Raw genomic sequence first — 18,642 nt, 5'->3', positions numbered from 1 at the left:
CCCGCGCCGCGCGGGGCCCGGGGCCGCCCCGCTCGAGCCCCTTCGCGTGGCGGCGCCGGGGGCGGCCCCCGCGGCGCCGAAGACCCCCACCCCGCTCCGCTTCGCGGATCGACCCTCCCCACAAGGGGGAGGGTAAAACTCAATCCGAAACCGGCGTGTTCTCATCCACGTCGACGCGGAAATTGCCTTCGAGTATTTCGGCCTTCTTCTTCTCGACCAGTTCCTTGACGTCCGCCGGCAGCGTCTTGTCAAACTTGTGGTAGGGCGCCAGGAACGAGCCGCCCTTGGCCATGCGCGAGAAGTCACCGTAGTCCTGCGCGGTGAAGACGCCGGCCTTGACCAGTTTGATCGCCTGCTCGACCGTCGGATACATGTCCCAAACGGGACCGGTGATGACCGTGTCGGGGCCGAGGCTCGACTGGTCGGACATGTTGGAGATGGCAAGTACCTTCTTCTCCACCGCGGCTTCGATGACTCCGAAGCGCTCGGCATAGATGACGTCGGCGCCGGCGTCGATCTGCGCGACCGCCGCTTCCTTGGCCTTCGGCGGATCGAAGAACGAGCCGATGAAGGCGACCTTCTTCTTGATGTTCGGATTGACCTCCTTGGCGCCGGCGAAGAAGGCGTTGACCAGCCGGTTCACTTCCGGAATGCCCATCGCCGCGACGGCGCCGATCGTTCCCGACTTCGACATCTTGCCGGCGATCATGCCGGACAGATAGGCCGGCTCGTGGATCCAGTTGTCGAAGACGCCGAAATTGGGTTCCGCCGGCCCGGCGCCCGAGCCGAACAGAAAGGCGGTCTTCGGGAACTGCTTGGCGGTGCGACGCGATTCACGCTCGGCGGCGAAGGCATCGCCCAACACCAGCTGATAGCCGCCTTGTGCATATTCGCGCATGACGCGGCTGAAATCGGCGGTCTGCACCTTCTCCGACCATTTGTACTCGATGCCGAGTTCCTTCTCGGCCTTTTGCAGGGCGACATGGATCTGGTTATCCCATGGCTCCTCGATCGGCGTGGCGAAGATCGCCGCCACCTTCAGCTTCTTATCCTTGCCGAAGGCAGCGCCCGGCAGCATCGCCGCGGCCAGGCCGAGCGCGCCCAGCTCCAGCACATTACGTCGCGAAAGCCCTTCGCGTGTCGAATTAGATTTGTTCTTCCGGTCTTCCATTTCGTGCCCCTCTGTTTGACAGCCGTGTCGAGCCGGCCGTTCTAAAAATCAGACAGGGAACTATGGAACGGGTCCGGACTTTTGTCCACGTGGTCAAATTTAACCACGCGCCGGATTCTTGATCTTGGCCGGCCAAGCGAGGATTGCTCGTCAGGTCCGCTCCAGCGCGACCGCGATACCCTGGCCGACGCCGATACACATCGTCGCCAGCGCATAACAGCCGCCGCGTTCGCGAAGCTCCAGCGCCGCCGTGCCGGATATGCGCGCACCCGACATGCCCAAGGGATGGCCGAGCGCGATGGCGCCGCCATTCGGGTTGACGTGTTCCGCGTCCTCGGCGATGCCGAGCTGGCGCAGCACGGCGATGCCTTGCGAGGCAAAGGCTTCGTTGAGTTCGATGACATCGAACTGTTTTGGCGTCAGGCCAAGCCGCGCGCAGAGTTTCTGCGTCGCCGGCGCCGGGCCGATGCCCATGATGCGCGGCGCCACACCGGCGGCGGCCCCGCCGAGGATGCGGGCGATCGGGGTCAGGCCGTACTTCTTGATCGCGGCCTCCGAGGCGACGATCAGCGCCGCCGCCCCGTCATTGACGCCGGAGGCATTGCCGGCCGTCACCGTGCCGCCCTGCCGGAACGGCGTCGGCAGCTTGGCCAGCGCCTCGACCGTGGTTCCGGCACGAGGATGCTCGTCCTTGGTGACGACAACCGGATCGCCCTTGCGCTGCGGGATGGTCACTGCTGTGATTTCCTTCGCCAGGCGGCCACTGGCTTGTGCGGCGACCGCCTTGTCCTGACTGCGCACGGCAAAGGCATCCTGGGCCGCGCGGGAGATGGCGAACTCTTCTGCCACGTTCTCGCCGGTCTCCGGCATCGAATCGACGCCATATTGCTTCTTCATCAGCGGATTGACGAAGCGCCAGCCGATGGTGGTGTCATAAATCTCGGCATTGCGTGAGAACGCCGTGTCGGCCTTGGGCATGACGAAAGGCGCCCGGCTCATCGATTCGACGCCGCCCGCGATCATCAACTCCGCCTCGCCGGCCTTGATGGCGCGCGCGGCAATGGTCAGCGCATCCATGCCGGAGCCGCACAGGCGATTGACCGTCGAGCCTGGAATCTCCTTCGGCAGGCCGGCCAGCAGCAGCGCCATGCGCGCCACGTTGCGGTTGTCCTCGCCGGCCTGGTTGGCGCAGCCATAGACGACGTCGTCGACCGCCTGCCAGTCGATGCCGGGATTGCGCTCGACCAGCGCCCTCAGGGGTATCGCGCCAAGGTCGTCGGCGCGCACCGAAGACAGCGAACCGCCAAAACGGCCGATCGGCGTGCGGATGTAGTCGCAGATGTAGGCCTCGGCCATGTCATGCAGCCTTTGCTTTTCCGGTTCCCTCATGCGCCGCCTTGGTGCGGGCCTGCAGGTCGCGCAATGTCTTGAGTTCGAGTTCGCTTGGCGCCGGCGTTTCGTCAAGCGTATCAGTGAACTTAACCACCCAGCCACAGCTCTCCTGCACCTGCTGGCGCGTGACGCCTGGATGCAGCGACACGACGGTGAATTCCTTGCTCACCGGATCCGGCTTCCAGATGGCGAGGTCGGTGATCAGCAAGGTCGGGCCTGATGTCTCGATGCCGAGGCGCTTGCGATGATCGCCGCCCTCGCCATGGCCGAAGGAGGTGAAGAAGTCGATCTTTTCGACCATCCCTCGCTTGGTCTGCGCCATGGTGATGTAGATCTCCTTCGACGACGTCGCGATCTCCGGCGCGCCGCCGCCGCCGGGCAGCCGGGTCTTGGGATGAAAATAGTCGCCAATGACCGTCGTGTTGATGTTGCCGAACTTGTCGAGCTGCGCCGCACCGAGGAAGCCGATCGAGATGCGCCCGCCCTGCAGCCAGTAGCGGAACATCTCCGGCACCGCGACGGTGGTGACCGCGGTTTCGCACAATTCGCCGTCGCCGATCGACAGAGGCAGCACGTCGGGCGCGGTGCCGATCGTGCCGCTCTCGTAGATCAAGGTGATGTCGGGCGCATGCGTCAGCCGCGCCACGTTGCAGGCGGCCGATGGCGCACCGATGCCGACGAAGCAGACATCGTCATTCCGCAGCGCGCGGCTGGCGGCGATCGTCATCATCTCGTTCGGGGTGAAGCCCAAGCGGGTCTGATCGTCGCTCATGCCGCTTTCCTCAGATACTCGACCCGAGCAGCGAAATCGTCGGCGCTCTTCTCGATGACGTTGGCCTGCATCCACGCCTGGAATTTCTCGCGGTCGGCGGCGATCTCGTCCCATTCGAGATAGGCCGCATTGTCGCGCGCATAATAGCCATGCGCGTAGGACGGATGCGATCCGCCGGGCACGACCGATATCGCCGCGATCGTCCAGCGCGGCAGCACCGTCAGATTGGGGTGCAGATCGTCGAAATTGTCGACCACTTCCTCGACCGTCACCACCGCGCGTTTGGCCGCCAGTACTGCTTCCTTCTGGATGCCGATGATGCCTTCGACCAGCACATTGCCTTTCTTGTCGGCCTTCTGTGCGTGAATGAAGGTGACGTCAGGCCGGATCGAAGGGACAGCCGCCAGCACCTCTCCGGTGAACGGACAGGTCACCGACCTGATGTTCGGGTTGACCGCCGCCAGCCCGGCGCCGCGATAGCCGCGAAACACGGCGCAGGGCAGACCGGCCGCGCCTGCCTCATAGGCGTTGGCCATGCCGGCATGGCTATGTTCCTCGATTTCGAGCGAGCGCGGAAAGCCGTTCTCGATGGCGTCGCGGGCGCGCCTAAGCAAGCCGACGCCGGGATTGCCGAGATAGGAAAAGACGATCTTCTTCGCCATGCCCATGCCGATCATCTGGTCATAGATCAGATCCGGCGTCATGCGGATCAGGGTCAGGTCGCGAAACCTCTGGCGGATCGCCTCATGCGCCGCTGCCGTCGGGATCAGATGGGTGAAGCCCTCGAAGGCAACCGTGTCGCCATGGTTCAAATTCTCCGCCACGGCCTGTTTGAGCGGCAGGAACTTGACCATCGCTTCGGCTCCCTTCAGAATGTTCGTATTGCGAACATATGTTTTGTATGCGATACTTTTCTACGCCAAGCGAAGGCGTGGAGTCAATCCTGATGCCGTTCCGTGGAGACAAGATGGACGAAGAGGCTGTTTCCCGTGATCATGTCGGCTCGCTCGAGCGCGGCCTTGCCGTCATGGAGATCCTGGCCCGGCACCCCTCGGGGATGACGCTGACCGAAATGGCCGAGGCGGCGGGCCTGACCCGCGCCGGTGCCCGCCGCTTCCTGCTGACGCTGACCGCCACCGGCTATGCCACCCAGGCCGGCCGCGTGTTCTCGCTGTCGCCGCGCCTGCTAAGTGTCGCCCGCACCTGGCTCGGCGGCGCCTCGCTGTGGACCTTCGCCGCCCCCATCATGCGCGCGGTGGCGGCACAGCTGAACGAGGCCTGCTCGGCCGCGATCCTGTCGGGACAGGATGTCGTCTATGTCGCCCGTATTCCCGGTCGTCGTATCCTCAGCGTGTCGCTCGATGTCGGCACCAGACTGCCGGCCTATTGCACCTCGATGGGGCGCATCCTGCTTGCTGGCATGACGCCCCAGGAATTGGACGCATTTCTCGGCCAGGCAATGATCGAGAGGCGGACGCCGAAGACGATCACCGAAAAGCCGTTGCTGGCCGAGGCTATCGCGAAGGCGAAAGCGGACGGCTTTGCCATCGTCGACGAGGAATTGGAGCTTGGCCTGCGCTCGATCGCCGTGCCGATCCGCGACCGCTCGGGAAGCACGGTCGCGGCAATCAACATCTCGACCCAGTCCGCCCGCTTCTCCGTCGCGGAGATGGAGCGGGAAATCCTGCCAGCGCTGCTTGGAGCCAGGCAGCGCATCGAGGATTTCTTTGTGGTTTAAGTGGCTCGTCCAACCTTCGACGTCGGCGGGACAGCGCGGCCTCAATGCTTGATGCGATCCCGCATGGCGTACCACAGCATCCCCAGCACATAGAGCGGACCGCGCAGCGCCGTGCCGCCGGGGAACGGCATCGGGGTCAGCGTCGAGAACAGGTCGAGCCGCGAGGCGTCGCCGGTGATCGCTTCGGCCAACAGCTTCCCCGACAGCGTCGACAGGATGACGCCCTTGCCGGAATAGCCATGCGCGAAATAGACCTCGCCATAGTGCCCTACATGCGGCAGCCGTGACGTCGTCACCGACACCAGCCCACCCCAGGCATGATCGATGCGGCAGCCCTGAAGTTGCGGGAAGGTCTTTTCCATATGCGGCCGCACGAAGCCGGCGATATCCGCCGGCGGTGACGGGGTGTAGCGCTCGCCGCCGCCGAACAGCAGGCGTCCGTCCGCCGACATCCGGTAGTAGTTGACGACGAAGCGTGTGTCCGACACTGCGACATCGGCTGGGATGACATTGCGCTTGCCTTCCAGCGGCTCGGTGGCGACGATGTAGTTGCCGACCGGCATGATACGGCTGTTGACGCGCGGCTCCAGCCCACTGAGCAGCGCATCGCCCGCCAGCACGACATGTTTAGCGCGGACCGAACCCTTTGATGTCGAGACCCGGATCGAAGGCTCGCGCTCCAGCCGCATGGCAACCGAATTCTCGTGGATGGTGACGCCGGCAGCTATCGCGGCGCGGGCAAGGCCGAGCGTGTAATTGAGCGGATGCATGTGGCCGCCAAGCGGTTCGTACATCGCGCCGTGATAGGGCGTGTCGACCTTGTCGCGGGCTTCCGCCGCCGAAAGGATTTCGGCATTCGGAAACTTCATCACCGTGGCCAGGCACTCGGCCTCCTCCTCAAGATCCCTAAGATCGGAGCCGTTGACCGCGCCGACCAGATGGCCGGTCAGCCTGAGATCGCAATCGATGGCATGGCGCTCGATGATATCGAGCACCAGCCCGCGCGCCTCGAAGGCGAGATCGAACAACGCCTTTGCCCGCTCAGACCCATAGAGCTTGACCAGACCCTTGGCGCCCTTGCGCAGGCCGGGGATCATCTGGCCGCCATTGCGCCCCGAGGCGCCCCAGCCGATCTTGCCGCCCTCGAGCAGCACCACCTTCAATCCGCGCTCGGCGGCGTGAAGGGCGGCTGACAGCCCGGTGCAGCCGCCGCCGACCACCACCAAATCGGCGTCGACATCTCCCACCAGCGCCGGATGGTCCAGCGCTGGATTGGCGGTGGCGACATAGTAGGATCTGCCGATATCGAGGCCCGAATTGAAACCCGTTGAACTGGAGGCCATCATCACACCTTGAGCAGCAGGTGGTCGCGTTCCCAACTCGTCACGACGCCCTGGAACAGGTCGAGTTCGACGCTCTTGACGCGCAGATAGGTCTGGAAGAAATCCTCGCCGAGCAGCGCCCGCACCGGGTCGCAAGCAGCGAAACGGTCAAGCGCCTCCTCCATGGTCTTCGGCAGCGTGCTCTTGATCTTATAGGCATTGCCAGACGCCTCGGTCGACCGCGCCAGTTTCTGTTCGACGCCGAGATAGCCGGCGAGCAGCGAGCCGGCTATCGCCAGATAAGGATTGGAATCGGCACCCGGCAATCGGTTCTCCACCCGCCGCGCGGCGCGGCCACCAGCCGGCACGCGCAAGCCGCAGGAGCGGTTGTCATGCGACCATTCGATGTTGGCCGGCGCGCTGTGGTTCGGCCTTATGCGGCGGAACGAGTTCACGTTCGGCGCGAACAGCAGCATGATTTCCGGGACATATTTCTGCAGGCCGCCGATGAAATGACCGAACATTTCGGTGTCGGCATCGTCGCCGCCGGCAAACAGCGTCTTGCCGGCCTCGTCGATGATGGACATGTGCAGATGCATCGAACTTCCCGCCTGTGCCGCGATCGGCTTGGCCATGAAGGTGGCATGCATGCCGCTTTGCTGTGCGGCCTGGCGCGTCAACCGCTTGAACAGCAGCACCTTGTCGGCCAGCGGCAGCGCATCGCCATGCAGGAAATTGATCTCCAGCTGCGCCGTGCCCGATTCATGGATCAACGTGTCGAGCGGCAATCCGGCCGCCGCCGCATAATCATAGATGCGGCGGATCACCGGCTCGAACTCCTCGAGTGCCACCATGTCATAGGGATGCTGCACGGTTTCAGTCCGGCCGTTGGCGCCGATCGGTGCGGTCAGTGGCTGGTCGGGATCGGGATTGGGCGCGGTGAGATAGAATTCGAGCTCCGGCGCCACCACCGCCCGCCAGCCGCGCCTGGCGTAGAGATCGAGCACGGCCCGCAGTACATGGCGCGGCGAGGCCATCCATGGCCGGTCGTCCATGTGGAAGGCATCGGCGAAGACATAGGCCTTGCCAGCAGCGGCGCCGGGCGCGAGGCAGAGCGTCGAAACATCAGGCACCATGCGCATGTCCGGGTCCGAATAGGCAAAACCCTCGTCGATCGCGCCGGAATAGCGGCCGTCGATGCTGACCAGGAAGGCGCTGCTCGGCAAATAGAGCGCGCGGTCTTCCAGCGCCTGGAGGAATTTGGCCACCGGCAAGGCCTTGCCGCGCAGCACGCCGTTCATGTCGGGCACCAGGCACTCGACCTCGTTGATGCCGTGCAGGGCCAGCCAGCTTTTCGGATCGGCGTTGTTCAGGGCGGAGTTATTCGTCGTGATTTGGTCAGGCATTTCGTTCATGTCCGTATCAGAGAGAGTATGGCTTGCGCGGCCACATCCGTTCCAGGTTTCAGCACCATTTGGGCTGCATTCCGCTTCAAGCGGGCGCGCATGGCGTCATCGGCCAGCAGGCCGAGAATGGCTTTCTCCAATACTCCTTCGGTCCAGGCATCACGGCCGATATGGTCACCAACGCCGGTCTCGCCGGCACGGCGTGCATTGTGCCCGGCCCCGGGTCGGGCGCCTCTCGCACGCAGCGCCTGCGCGAAGCCGACACAACTCAAAGCTGGTCCGAAACTCGCTTCGGGAAACAGCGCGATGGTCGGGCTGGCTTTACGCGTCAATTAATCCTCGTCATTCCGGCCGGCTGATCATGCCGAACAGCGCTATGGTCGCGGGTTGCGGGAGAGTCGCAGACGAATGCGAAGCAGATCGGCAGCCAACTCATACTGCCGGCTTTCAAGATGGTCGAGGATATTCAGGTGTTCGCGCAGCGATTGCTGCAACCGGAAGACGTCGACGATGTCACGGTAGATGTCGGCCGGTGCGGTGCAGGTGTCAGAACTCGCAGGCAATGACCACCTTCGCGGACTGGTTGAAGACGGCCGGGCTGGGACTCACAGCAATGCCGCCGGGCGAGGCCCGGCGGCATCCTTGACTCCGCTACTGCCGTTTCGGCGACGATTCGCTACGGCGTCGTTTCCGCTTCAATCGCTGCCGCCGTCTGGTCGATCTTGTCGGCAAGGACGCCTTGGGCCCAAGCGGTGACATCGGCATCGACGGGCTTGTTGGCCATGTCCGTCAGCGCCGCGTCGAGCGATGCATCATCGGTGCCGGTCGCTGCCGCCGTCGCCGCGTCATTGGCGGCGGCGACCTCTGCCTCCTGGGCGGTGATTTCGGCCTGCAGATCCGTTATCTTCCCAGGCAAGGCCGCCTGATCTTCGGGCGTCATGGCCGCAATCTGTTCGGCCGTCAGCGACGTCAAGGCGCTCAACTGCGAATTCAGCGCATCCAGCTTATCCTGGGCCGCCTCAGCGGCGGCCTCGGCGACCTTGGCTTTCGCGGACTGCGTCACGAAAGCCTGGATAGCGGCGAACTTCTTGCTCTTGGAGTTCATGTAGGCGTTGATGTTGCGCTGCAGCGAATTCAGCCGGCCAAGCTTGGCGTGGATGTTCTTCTCCTTGGACACGGACGAGACCTTTGCGGTCTTATCGACCGTGGAGTCGTCCGCTTCGGCCTTGGCCACCTGCCCAGGAGCCGACGACTTGCCGTGCGAAGCGCCGCTGTTGCCATGGCCGTTGCCACCACCGTGGCCATTTCCACCCCCATTGCCGTTGCCGCCGCCGTGCCCGTTGCCGCCAGCTTCGGCGATTGCCGGAGACGCCAGAAGCGCCAATGCGGCAAGCGCCGCGAACAGAGTCTTTCGATTTGTCATGGTAACCTCCTCGGGGAATCGCCGCTCTTCGCCCAACCGCTAGCGACCGTCGTATGAGGAATCCCTAATTGTTCAGAGTAAACTTTAGACAAATGCGGTCTCAATACGCGAGCTGGAACCGCCGAGAATGGTAACTATCTGATATTTAATGCAAATATCCGATCACGAACGGCCATGGCACTGAAGTCCCATGCCGATCGGACCATAGTCCTGGCTGCCGACCCGGCAGCACGGAAAAGTCGTGGAGCAGTGTATCGGAAAGGCGCTGAAATAAAGGGGCTGGCGGCGAAATCATAGTCTCAGCCGATGCTTTCGCCGCCATCGATCACCAGCGCCTGGCCGGTCATGAAAGAGGAGCGGTCGGAGACGAGGAATAGGATCGCTTCCGCGATCTCTTCGGCGCTGGCCCAGCGCCCCATAGGGATCTTGGTGCGGACATAGGTCTCGATCGCCTCGCGTCCGCCCATCTGGGCGATGAACGGTTCGTTGAACGGCGTGTCGACCCAGCCTGGGCAGAGCGCGTTGACGCGGACATTGTGCCGGGCATAGTCGAGCGACATCTGCCGCGTCATTGCCACCACCGCATGTTTGGAGGTGGCGTAGGCGATCATCTCGCGGTCGTAGAACACGCCCGAATTGGAGGCGGTGTTGAGGATGACACCGCCGCCTCGTGCGACCATCGACGGCATGACCAACCTCGCCGCCAGGAACTGCGCCCGCACATTGACCCGCCACGAGGCATCCATGCCTTCGGTCTCGACTTCGGTCAGCGTGCCGCCGACCTGGATACCGGCGTGATTGTGCAGGATGTCGATGCGCCCATGCCTGTCGAGCGTGCCGGCAACGAGTTGCTCGACCGCCGCGTCCTCAGCGACATCGGTCGCGATCGCCTCGGCCCGGCCGCCCACTGCCCGGATGTCCGAAGCCGTGGCTTCGCCAGCGGCCTCATCCCTGTCGGCGATGACGACCATCGCGCCCTCCCTGGCCATGATCATGGCGCCGGCGCGCCCGATGCCGGAGCCGGCGCCTGTCACCACGGCGATGCGGTCTTTGAGGATCATGATGCGACTTTCAGTTCGATGGTTTGCGCTGACGCAGCTGCCATTGGGCAAGCACCACAATCAGCACGGAGGCGACGAGCACGATCGTCGCGATGGCATTGATTTCCGGCGTTACCCCGCGCCGGATCGACGCGAAGACATAGATCGGCAGCGTCGTCTGCGCGCCGGCGACGAAGAAGGCGACGATGAAATCGTCGAAGGAGAAAGTGAAGGCGAGCAGGAAGCCGGCAACGACCGCCGGCATGATCTGCGGCAGCACGATCGATCGGAACGTCGTCAGCGGCGTGGCATAGAGATCGCTCGAGGCCTCGACCAGATTGCGATCGAGGCTGCCGAGGCGCGTGCCGACGATCATCGTCACCAGCGCCATGGAGAACAGCCCGTGCGCCGCGATGATCGAACCATAGCCGAGCGCCAGGCGCGGCGGTTTGTCATCGGGCCAGATCGAGGCGAGAAACGGGTTGACGACCGTAAACAGCTGGACGAGCGCGACCAGCGTCGAGATGCCGATGACGACACCCGGAACGACGATAGCGGCACCCAGAAGCGCATCGAAGATAGCACGGGTCCGCACGCTGACGCGCGCCAGGCCGAGCGCGGCCGCGGTGCCGCATAACGCCGCCAGCGACGCACTGGTGGTGGCGATGAACAGGCTGTTCTTCAGCGCTTCGACCAGGAACGGGTTCGCCAGCGCCTTGCCATACCATTGCACCGAAAAGCCGGTGAACTCGCTCGCATGGTGACCGGCGTTGAAAGAGAACAGCACGACCAGTGCGATCGGCAGATAAAGGAAGGCGAAGACGGCAATGACGAAGGCGCGCATCAGATCAGATCCACCCGGCGCGCGCCCGAAACCCGGGTCGAGATGCGGTTGGCGGCGATCAGCACCACCACCGAGACCAGCACCAGCGTGATCGCGATGGCCGATCCGAACGGCCAGTTGCGCGACTGCAGGAACAGGTCGACCAGCGCATTGCCGATGAAGAACACCTTGCCGCCGCCGAGCAGCGTCGGGATCAGATATTCGCCGAGCAGCAGGATCATCACCAGCGAGAAGCCGGTCATCACGCCCGGCAGCGACAGTTTCAGGGTCACCCCGAGGAAGGTCGAAATCGGTGTTGCACCGAGATCGGCGGAGGCTTCAAGCAGCCGGCGGTCGAGCCGCTCGAGGCTGACATAGATCGGCAGGATCATCAGCGGCAGATAGCCATAGACGATGCCGAGCAGCACCGCGCCCGGCGTGTTGATCAGTCTGACATCCTCGAACCCGATATAGGCGAGCAATGCCGGAATGCCGCGCCCGCCCAGCACATACATCCAGGCATAGGTCCGCATCAGAAGGCTGGTCCAGAACGGAATGACGACCAGCGCCAGCAGGATCAGACGCCAACGCTGCGGCGCCTGCAAGGCAAGGTAATAGGCAACCGGATAGGCGACGAGCAGGCAGGCAAGCGCCCCCACCGGCGCCAGCACCATCGTGTTCCAGAAAGCGGTCGCCCGCGCTGGAAGATTGGCATATTGAGCGAAAGTAAAAGCCGCCTGATAGCCGCCTTCCGGCGCCCGTTCGCCGACGCTGAATACGGCGATGGCGATGAACGGCAGCACCAGAAACACCACCAGCCACGCGGCCGCCGGACCGAGCAGCATGGCGGTCAGAAGGTTCTTGCGAAAACGGCTGCCGTGCATGGAGAGATTGCCCCGGTGCCGGCGGGAATGAACCCGCCGGTCAAGTTATCTGAGTCGAATTTGAGGCCGCGCGGTTCAGGCCGACTTGAAGCGCGCCATCAATTCGGCACGGCCGGGATCGGTCAGCGTTGCCGCCGCGCCGAATTCCAGCGGCGTCAACAGGTCCGCCGCCGGATAAAGGATCGGATTGTCGAGCACCTCCTTCGGCAGCAGCTTGTTGACCCGCGCATCGGTCGATGGCGCACCATTGGCCAGATGCTCCTTCACCGCCACCTGCGGGTTCATCAGGTAGTTGAGCAGAGCGTAACCGGCGGGCTTGTTCGGCGCGTCCTTCGGGATGGCATAGAAGTCGGTCCAGATCTCGCCGCCTTCCTTGCCCAGCACATAGGCGATCTCAGGAATGTCGCGATGCAACTGCGCGCCATCGTTCGTCCAGCACATGGTCATCCAGGCGTCACCAGCGCGCATTCCCGGCTGGTAGTCGGATGAAACCGCGAACAGATGCGGCTTGACCTTCAGCAGCAGTTCCTCCGCCTTGGCTAGTTCGTCTGATTTGAGCGAGTTGAACGAGTAGCCGTAATATTTCAGGGCATTGCCGATCGTGGTGAGCTGGTAGTCGTGCACCATGGTGCGGCTGTCGCCTTCCGCCATGGCGGTGTCCCAGAACTCCTTCCAGCTGGTCATCGGCTTGGTCAGCTTCTTGGTGTTGACGGCAAAGCCGGTGGTGCCCCAGTTCTTCGGCACCGCGTAGGCCACGCCGTCGATCGTGCCTTCCCCAGTGAAGCGCGGGTCCTCCTGCGAGCCGTCGAAATTCGGCAGCTTCGCCATATCCAGCGGCTCGATGATGCCGAGCTTCTTGTAGGTCGAGATCGTGTAGTTGGTCGGCACGAAAAGGCTCCAGCCCGAGGCGCCCGCCTGCAGCTTGGCCAGCATCTCCTCGTTGGAGCCGAACACGTTGACCTCGACGGCAACGCCAGTTTCCTTCTTGAAATTCTCGAATGTCGCCGGGTCATGATAGTTCGGCCAGGTGGCGATCGACATGCGGTCGCCAAGGCTTTCAGCGGCAAAGGCCGGCGTCGGCATGATTCCGATCTCGCGCGCCATCACCGCCGTCGCGATGCCAAGGCCGGTGAGGCCAAGAAAATCGCGGCGGCCGATCGAGCCGCGCTTCAAACGCATCAGCTGGTCGACAAAGTTCTCAGGGCTTATCGGCAGTCCATCACGATATGATTTCGACATGTTTATCTACCCTCTGGTTGGTCCCGTTGTTCTTGGGGTCCGGAAACGCCAGCGGCGTTCCGGAGGCAAAGCCGATGGCGACGGGTTCACCCGGCTTGAAGAGATTGCCGTGGCCGATCAGATGATCGGCCTTGGCGAGCAGCGTTCCAATGCCCTGGACCTCGATCGCGTATTCCGCTGTCGAACCCAGGAAAATCCGATTGCGGACGATGCCTTTGAAGCGGCCGCTTTCTGAAGTGCCGAGACTGAGCGATTCAGGACGAAGGCTGACCGACACGGCCTCGCCTTGCTGCAAGGCGGTGCGCTTGCGCGCGGCAATCACGGTGCCGTCCGCTAGCGCCACCTCCACCAGATCGCCCGTATGCCCGGCGACCTTGCCGCTCAAGAGGTTGGTCTTACCGACGAAGTCAGCGACAAACAGGTCGGCCGGCTCGTCATAGATCTCGCTCGGCTGTCCGAGCTGGACGATACGGCCGCCATTCATGACGCAGACGAAATCGCTCATCGACAGCGCTTCCTCCTGGTCGTGGGTGACCAGCACGAAAGTGATGCCGATCTCGCGCTGCAGGTTCTGCAGCTCGATCTGCATGTCGGTCCGCAGCTTCTTGTCGAGCGCCGCCAGCGGCTCGTCGAGCAGCAGCACCGCCGGCTTGTTGACCAGCGCGCGTGCCAGCGCGACACGCTGCTGCTGGCCACCGGACAGTTCGTGGATCTTGCGACGGCCATAGCCGGCAAGCCGCACCATTTCGAGCGCCTCGCCGGCTCTCAGGCCGATCTCGCGCGACGACAACCGCGGCCTTGCCTGGCGCAGCCCGTAGGCGACGTTGTCCTCGACATCCAGATGCGGAAACAGCGCGTATTGCTGGAACACCATGTTGACCGGCCGCCGGTAGGGCGGCGTGCCGGCCATATCCTGGCCGCGAATGAACACCTGGCCTTCGCTCGGCTGTTCGAAACCGCCGATCATGCGCAGGCAGGTGGTCTTGCCGCAGCCGGACGGCCCGAGCAGAGCGACGAAAGCGGATGGCGGGACGGCAAGATCGATGCCGCTCACTGCCGTCACGCTGCCATAGCGCTTTGTGACGCCGCGAAACTCGATGTCGGGCACTGCGGTCAAAGGCTGCGGACTCCCCGGGGCAATTTCAAGACGCTACCAGAGCCAATGCCGGCTAGTATATACCTCGCAGGTGGTATATCTGATCTATTTTCTCGTTTAAGGGGGTATGGATTGTCCCGCAGCGACGAATACAGCCGGCTCGCCACGCTGGTCGCGGCAACGCGAGAGACCAGCGGCGACCTGTTCGGCCAGGCGCTGGTCGATTGGCTGCGGCAGCATGTCAGCTTCGATCACTGCGTGATCTTCGGCTATCGCGGCGCCTCGCGCCCGCCTCTGCTCTTCGAGACGTTCTCGCCAGCCGAAAGCCACGTCTTCGTCGCGCTCTATCAGGAGGGGCCGTATCTGCTCGACCCGTTCCATCACGCGGCGGTCGAGCGCAAGGAAGGGTTCTGGCGCATGCGCGAACTGGCGCCGGACCGCTTCTACGCCAGCGAGTATTTTCGCTCCTACTACAGCCAGACTAGGCTGGCCGAGGAGGTCGGCTTCTTCGTGCCGCTGCCCGGCAAGGATGCGCTGGTGCTCTCACTGATGCGGCTGCGCGCCTCGGGCCCGTTCGGCACCGCCGATGCCAGGCTGCTGCGCGACATGGCACCGGCGGTTATCAGCTTCATCAGGTTGCGTTGGCCCGCCCTTCCGGCCGACGAGCCGGCAGCAGTGAAGCGGGACGAGACGATAGCGCCGGTCAACGAATTCGATCGCGCTCACATATGGGAGAGCCTGTCACTGACGCCGCGCGAAAAGCATGTCGTCGACCTGGTGCTGCAGGGGCACTCGACGGAGTCGATCGCCCGGGCCATGCGCATCGTGCCGGGAACCGTGAAGGTCCATCGCCGCAACATCTACCGCAAGCTCAAGATCAAGTCGCAGGCCGGCCTCTTCGCGCGCTTCGTCGAGATCATCGACGCGCGGATCCGGTAATTTCTCCGGCCTTGAATCACCGCTCGATCAGACTGTTGCGCCGGCTTCCCAGGAACCCGTCTCGGCCATTGTCTTGAGCAGTGGCGCCGGCTTGAAAACGTCCTTGCCGGTGCGCTGATGCCAGTACTCGAGCCGCTCGATAATCTTGCCCGCCCCTTCGAGACCGGCCCAGAACATTGGGCCGCCCTTGCCGACGGGAAATCCGTAGCCATTGACCCACACGATATCGATGTCGGACGCGCGGGCCGCGATCCCTTCCTCCAGGATCTTCGCGCCCTCATTGATCAGGGGATAGAGCGTGCGCTCGATGATTTCTTCCGCACTGATCGCGCGCGGAGCGATGCCCTTTTCGTCCGCCTCGGCGCGGATCAGCGCCTCGACTTGCGGGTCCGGAACCGGTGTGCGCGAACCGTTCTCATAGAGATAAAACCCCTTGCCGGTCTTCTGGCCGAACCGTCCCTGTTCGCACAGCGTGTCGGCGATGACGGCTGTGAGGCCCTGCGCCTTGCGGTTGCGCCAGCCGATGTCGAGCCCGGCCAGATCGCCCATCTGGAACGGTCCCATCGGCCAGCCGAAATCGGTGAACACCTGGTCGATCTGACGTGGCGTAGCGCCTTCCAAAAGAAGCGCTTCGGATTCCGAACCACGCGCCGCCAGCATGCGATTGCCGACGAAGCCATGGCACACACCGACGACGACGGCCACCTTGCCGATCCGCCGCGCCAAGTCGACGACGGTTGCCAGCGCGTCGGGCGCGGTCCTCTGCGCCCGCACGATCTCCAGCAGCTTCATGACATTGGCCGGCGAGAAGAAATGCAGCCCGACCACATCCTGCGGCCGTGAGGTCGAGGCGGCGATTTCGTCGATGTCGAGATAGGACGTGTTGGTGGCGAGGATCGCACCGGGCTTCGCCACCGCTTCGAGCTTGCCGAACACCTCCTTCTTGACCGCCATGTCCTCGAACACCGCCTCGACGATCAGGTCGCAATCGGCGAGATCGGCATAGTCGGTGGAACCCGTGAACTGGGCGAGCCGCTGGCGCTTGGCATCTTCGGTCAACGAGCCGCGCGTGACGGACACCGAGTAGTTCTTGTCGATGGTCGCCAAGCCGCGCTGCAACGCCTCGTGGCTGGTTTCCAGCAAGGTGACGGGATAACCGCCATTGGCGAAGGCCATGGCGATGCCGCCGCCCATCGTGCCGGCGCCGATGACGCCGATACGGGCAATCCTGCGCTTGACGACATCCTTGGCCGAAATCTTCGCCGCCTCACGTTCGGCGAAGAACAGATGGCGCTGCGCCCGCGATTGGTCGCTGCCGACCAGTTTCACGAACAGCGCGCGCTCCGCCGCCAGCGCCGGGTCGAAGGGCAGCGTGACGGCATTGCGCACCGACAGTGCGCAGGCGATCGGCGCATCGAGGCCGCGCGCCTTCCTGGCAAGATCCGCCGCCTCGGCGTCGAGAGCCGCCAGGTCGGTCTCCTTGAGCCCGTCATCGCGATCGCGCACCGGGGTGAAGGGGCCACCCTTGCGGGCTAGCTCCCTGGCAAAGTTGACGGCATGCGTGGTCAGATCGCCTTCGAAGACGGCATCGACCAGACCGGCGGCATGCGCCTCGGTCGCACTGATCGGGGCACCGGAAACGATCATCTTCAAGGCCTTCAGCGCGCCGACAAGGCGCGGCAGCCGCACCGTGCCGCCGCCGCCTGGCAAGAGACCAAGCTTCACCTCCGGCAGGCCGAGCTTGGCGCCGGTATCGGCAACGCGAAAATGGCACCCGAGCGCCAATTCCAGGCCGCCGCCAAGCGCGGTGCCATGAATGGCGGCAACGGTCGACTTGGTGATCGATTCCAGTGTCGCCACGATGGCGCGCAGATCGGGCTGCTGCACCGGCTTGCCGAATTCGGTGATGTCGGCCCCGGCGACAAAGGTCCGGCCGGCGCAAACGATGACGACGGCAGCAACCGACGCATCGTCGCGCAGCTCAACCAGCGCCTGCATCAGCGGTTCGCGAAGGTGGAAGCTCAGCGCATTGACCGGCGGATTGTCGATGGTGACGATGGCGACACCGCCATCGCGGTTGATCCTGAGGAAATCGGACAAGCAAAACCTCCCAGCACTAATCAGCAGCCATGGCCGCGCAAGCCGGATTTACAGCGCCATGGCGCGGATGGGAACCGGATGCCGGCCTGGCACAATGATTAGCCGTTCGAGGTGCCTGGCCGCCATCATCTCCGAAAGTAGCGATCCTTCACACACCCCCTCTGCCCTTCCGGGCATCTCCCCCGCAAGGGGGGAGATTGGACGTCGCCTCGGCTTTCGCCAATCTCCAACGCTGTAAGAGTGAGCGAGGCGTTAAGGCTGCCAATCTCCCTCCTTGCGGGGGAGATGTCCGGCAGGACAGAGGGGGGTGCTGTCCCGCCAGCATCGACGTTTATCCCACCACCACCTCACCGCAGCGCCTTCTGCCCGCCCGCCGCCGTAATCACCCCGACGATAATCAGCCCTGTCAGCAGCAATCGCACGCCGGCGCTGACGCCGAAGGTGTTGAGCATGGTCAGCAAAAGCACCAGGAACAACGCCGCGCCCCAGACACCGGGGACATTCGCCTTGCCGCCGGCTACCGACGTACCGCCGATGACGACGACGGCGATCGAAGCCAGCAGGTACTCATTGCCGATGTCGACATTGGCGCCGCGGAAATAGCCGGCGAGCAGCGCGCCGTCGATGCCGCCGAGCGCGCCCGACAGCGTGTAGGTGAGGAAGCGTATGCGGCCGACATTGACGCCGGCGAGCCACGCGGCACGGATGTTCTGGCCGATCGCCAGCACCGAGCGGCCATAGATCATGCGCTGCAGCGCGATGGCCGCACCGATGGTGAACAGCACGGTGAGGATCGCCAGCACCGGAATGCCCAGCACCTGCCAGTTGGCGAAATCGGCGAAGCCCGGCGGCGGCTTGATCTGCAGCCCGCGTCCGTAGCTGATGTCGATCGACTGGATGATGAAGCTGGCCGACAGCGTTGCGATGATCGGCGGAATGCGCAGCGCCCAGATCAGCAGATAGTTGACGGCGCCGACCGCCGCGCCACAGGCAAGCGCCGTCAGCAGCCCGACCGCGATCATGGAATCGTTGCCGTCCATCACCTTCATGGCGACGGCGCTGGCGAGGCCGATATTGGCGGGCAGCGACAGGTCCACATTGCCCGGGCCGAGCGTGATGACGAACATCTGGCCGACACCGACGATGACAGTGAACACCGCCAGCGACAGGGCGGCGGTGACCATGCCGCCGCCGCCGTATCCGCCGGTGAAGACGATCGTCGCCAGCCAGACCAGAAGCGCGCCGAGAAAAGACCAGATCCAGGGTTTGTTGAGCAGCGATTTCACCGATGCCATCG

General features: G+C 63.9%; 18 protein-coding genes. 3 read left to right on the top strand and 15 right to left on the bottom strand.

Annotated features, from left to right (window positions below):
* Positions 1-139: 139 nt before the first annotated feature.
* From NKH02_RS15710 to NKH02_RS15695, 4 genes are all read right to left on the bottom strand, one after another.
* A complete protein-coding gene (locus tag NKH02_RS15710) occupies positions 140-1,171 on the bottom strand; it encodes a BMP family protein (protein ID WP_352866160.1) in 1,032 nt (343 codons plus the stop codon).
* A gap of 150 nt (positions 1,172-1,321) precedes the next feature.
* Positions 1,322-2,527, bottom strand: coding sequence for a 3-oxoadipyl-CoA thiolase (gene pcaF / locus NKH02_RS15705; protein WP_352879897.1), 1,206 nt, complete (start codon positions 2,525-2,527; stop codon positions 1,322-1,324).
* 1 nt (position 2,528) lies between these two features.
* The gene (locus NKH02_RS15700; protein ID WP_352866162.1) at positions 2,529-3,335 is read right to left on the bottom strand and encodes a CoA-transferase subunit beta; all 807 of its coding nucleotides are present in this window, start codon (positions 3,333-3,335) and stop codon (positions 2,529-2,531) included.
* Positions 3,332-4,189: a CoA transferase subunit A gene (locus tag NKH02_RS15695; RefSeq protein WP_352879890.1), complete on the bottom strand. Its 858-nt coding sequence runs from the start codon at positions 4,187-4,189 to the stop codon at positions 3,332-3,334. The genes NKH02_RS15700 and NKH02_RS15695 overlap by 4 nt, the downstream gene beginning before the upstream one ends.
* Before the next feature lie 113 nt (positions 4,190-4,302).
* On the opposite strand from NKH02_RS15695, the gene NKH02_RS15690 reads away from it, so the two are divergent.
* On the top strand, positions 4,303-5,073 hold the full coding sequence (locus NKH02_RS15690) for an IclR family transcriptional regulator domain-containing protein (RefSeq protein ID WP_352879895.1): 771 nt from the start codon (positions 4,303-4,305) through the stop codon (positions 5,071-5,073).
* Between the two features lie 41 nt (positions 5,074-5,114).
* On the opposite strand, the gene NKH02_RS15685 is transcribed toward NKH02_RS15690, so the two are convergent.
* Both NKH02_RS15685 and NKH02_RS15680 read right to left on the bottom strand, forming a co-directional pair.
* Positions 5,115-6,419: an NAD(P)/FAD-dependent oxidoreductase gene (locus NKH02_RS15685; RefSeq protein ID WP_352879888.1), complete on the bottom strand. Its 1,305-nt coding sequence runs from the start codon at positions 6,417-6,419 to the stop codon at positions 5,115-5,117.
* Complete coding sequence (locus tag NKH02_RS15680) at positions 6,419-7,801, bottom strand: glutamine synthetase family protein (protein ID WP_352879886.1); 1,383 nt, start codon at positions 7,799-7,801, stop codon at positions 6,419-6,421. Before NKH02_RS15680 ends, NKH02_RS15685 begins: the two co-directional genes overlap by 1 nt.
* A gap of 32 nt (positions 7,802-7,833) precedes the next feature.
* Here NKH02_RS15680 and NKH02_RS15675 point away from each other — a divergent pair, with 32 nt between their 5' ends.
* Positions 7,834-8,160, top strand: a complete 327-nt coding sequence (locus tag NKH02_RS15675; RefSeq protein ID WP_352879884.1) for a hypothetical protein — start codon at positions 7,834-7,836, stop codon at positions 8,158-8,160.
* 15 nt (positions 8,161-8,175) lie between these two features.
* Here the strand turns inward: NKH02_RS15675 and NKH02_RS15670 are convergent, their stop codons facing one another.
* The 7 genes from NKH02_RS15670 to NKH02_RS15640 form a co-directional block, all read right to left on the bottom strand.
* On the bottom strand, positions 8,176-8,364 hold the full coding sequence (locus NKH02_RS15670) for a hypothetical protein (protein ID WP_352879883.1): 189 nt from the start codon (positions 8,362-8,364) through the stop codon (positions 8,176-8,178).
* A 113-nt stretch (positions 8,365-8,477) separates the two neighbouring features.
* Complete coding sequence (locus tag NKH02_RS15665) at positions 8,478-9,224, bottom strand: hypothetical protein (RefSeq protein WP_352879881.1); 747 nt, start codon at positions 9,222-9,224, stop codon at positions 8,478-8,480.
* Between the two features lie 299 nt (positions 9,225-9,523).
* On the bottom strand, positions 9,524-10,285 hold the full coding sequence (locus NKH02_RS15660) for an SDR family NAD(P)-dependent oxidoreductase (protein WP_352879879.1): 762 nt from the start codon (positions 10,283-10,285) through the stop codon (positions 9,524-9,526).
* 10 nt (positions 10,286-10,295) lie between these two features.
* Entirely contained in the window at positions 10,296-11,108 is an 813-nt protein-coding gene (locus NKH02_RS15655) for an ABC transporter permease (protein ID WP_352879878.1), read from the bottom strand.
* Entirely contained in the window at positions 11,108-11,971 is an 864-nt protein-coding gene (locus tag NKH02_RS15650) for an ABC transporter permease (RefSeq protein ID WP_352879876.1), read from the bottom strand. Before NKH02_RS15650 ends, NKH02_RS15655 begins: the two co-directional genes overlap by 1 nt.
* Positions 11,972-12,046: 75 nt before the next feature.
* Positions 12,047-13,210, bottom strand: coding sequence for an ABC transporter substrate-binding protein (locus tag NKH02_RS15645; RefSeq protein WP_352879874.1), 1,164 nt, complete (start codon positions 13,208-13,210; stop codon positions 12,047-12,049).
* Entirely contained in the window at positions 13,191-14,327 is a 1,137-nt protein-coding gene (locus tag NKH02_RS15640) for an ABC transporter ATP-binding protein (RefSeq protein WP_352879873.1), read from the bottom strand. The genes NKH02_RS15645 and NKH02_RS15640 overlap by 20 nt, the downstream gene beginning before the upstream one ends.
* A 111-nt stretch (positions 14,328-14,438) precedes the next feature.
* On the opposite strand from NKH02_RS15640, the gene NKH02_RS15635 reads away from it, so the two are divergent.
* Positions 14,439-15,245: a response regulator transcription factor gene (locus NKH02_RS15635; protein WP_352879871.1), complete on the top strand. Its 807-nt coding sequence runs from the start codon at positions 14,439-14,441 to the stop codon at positions 15,243-15,245.
* A 27-nt stretch (positions 15,246-15,272) separates the two neighbouring features.
* On the opposite strand, the gene NKH02_RS15630 is transcribed toward NKH02_RS15635, so the two are convergent.
* Both NKH02_RS15630 and NKH02_RS15625 read right to left on the bottom strand, forming a co-directional pair.
* Positions 15,273-17,345: a 3-hydroxyacyl-CoA dehydrogenase NAD-binding domain-containing protein gene (locus NKH02_RS15630; RefSeq protein ID WP_352879870.1), complete on the bottom strand. Its 2,073-nt coding sequence runs from the start codon at positions 17,343-17,345 to the stop codon at positions 15,273-15,275.
* A 347-nt stretch (positions 17,346-17,692) separates the two neighbouring features.
* Entirely contained in the window at positions 17,693-18,640 is a 948-nt protein-coding gene (locus tag NKH02_RS15625) for an ABC transporter permease (RefSeq protein ID WP_352879868.1), read from the bottom strand.
* Positions 18,641-18,642: the final 2 nt, after the last annotated feature.

The organism is Mesorhizobium sp. M1396 (assembly GCF_040317725.1).
GTDB lineage: Bacteria > Pseudomonadota > Alphaproteobacteria > Rhizobiales > Rhizobiaceae > Mesorhizobium.
The sequence above is the reverse complement of the archived record's forward strand: the minus strand, read 5'-3'. Positions and strand labels throughout refer to the sequence as shown.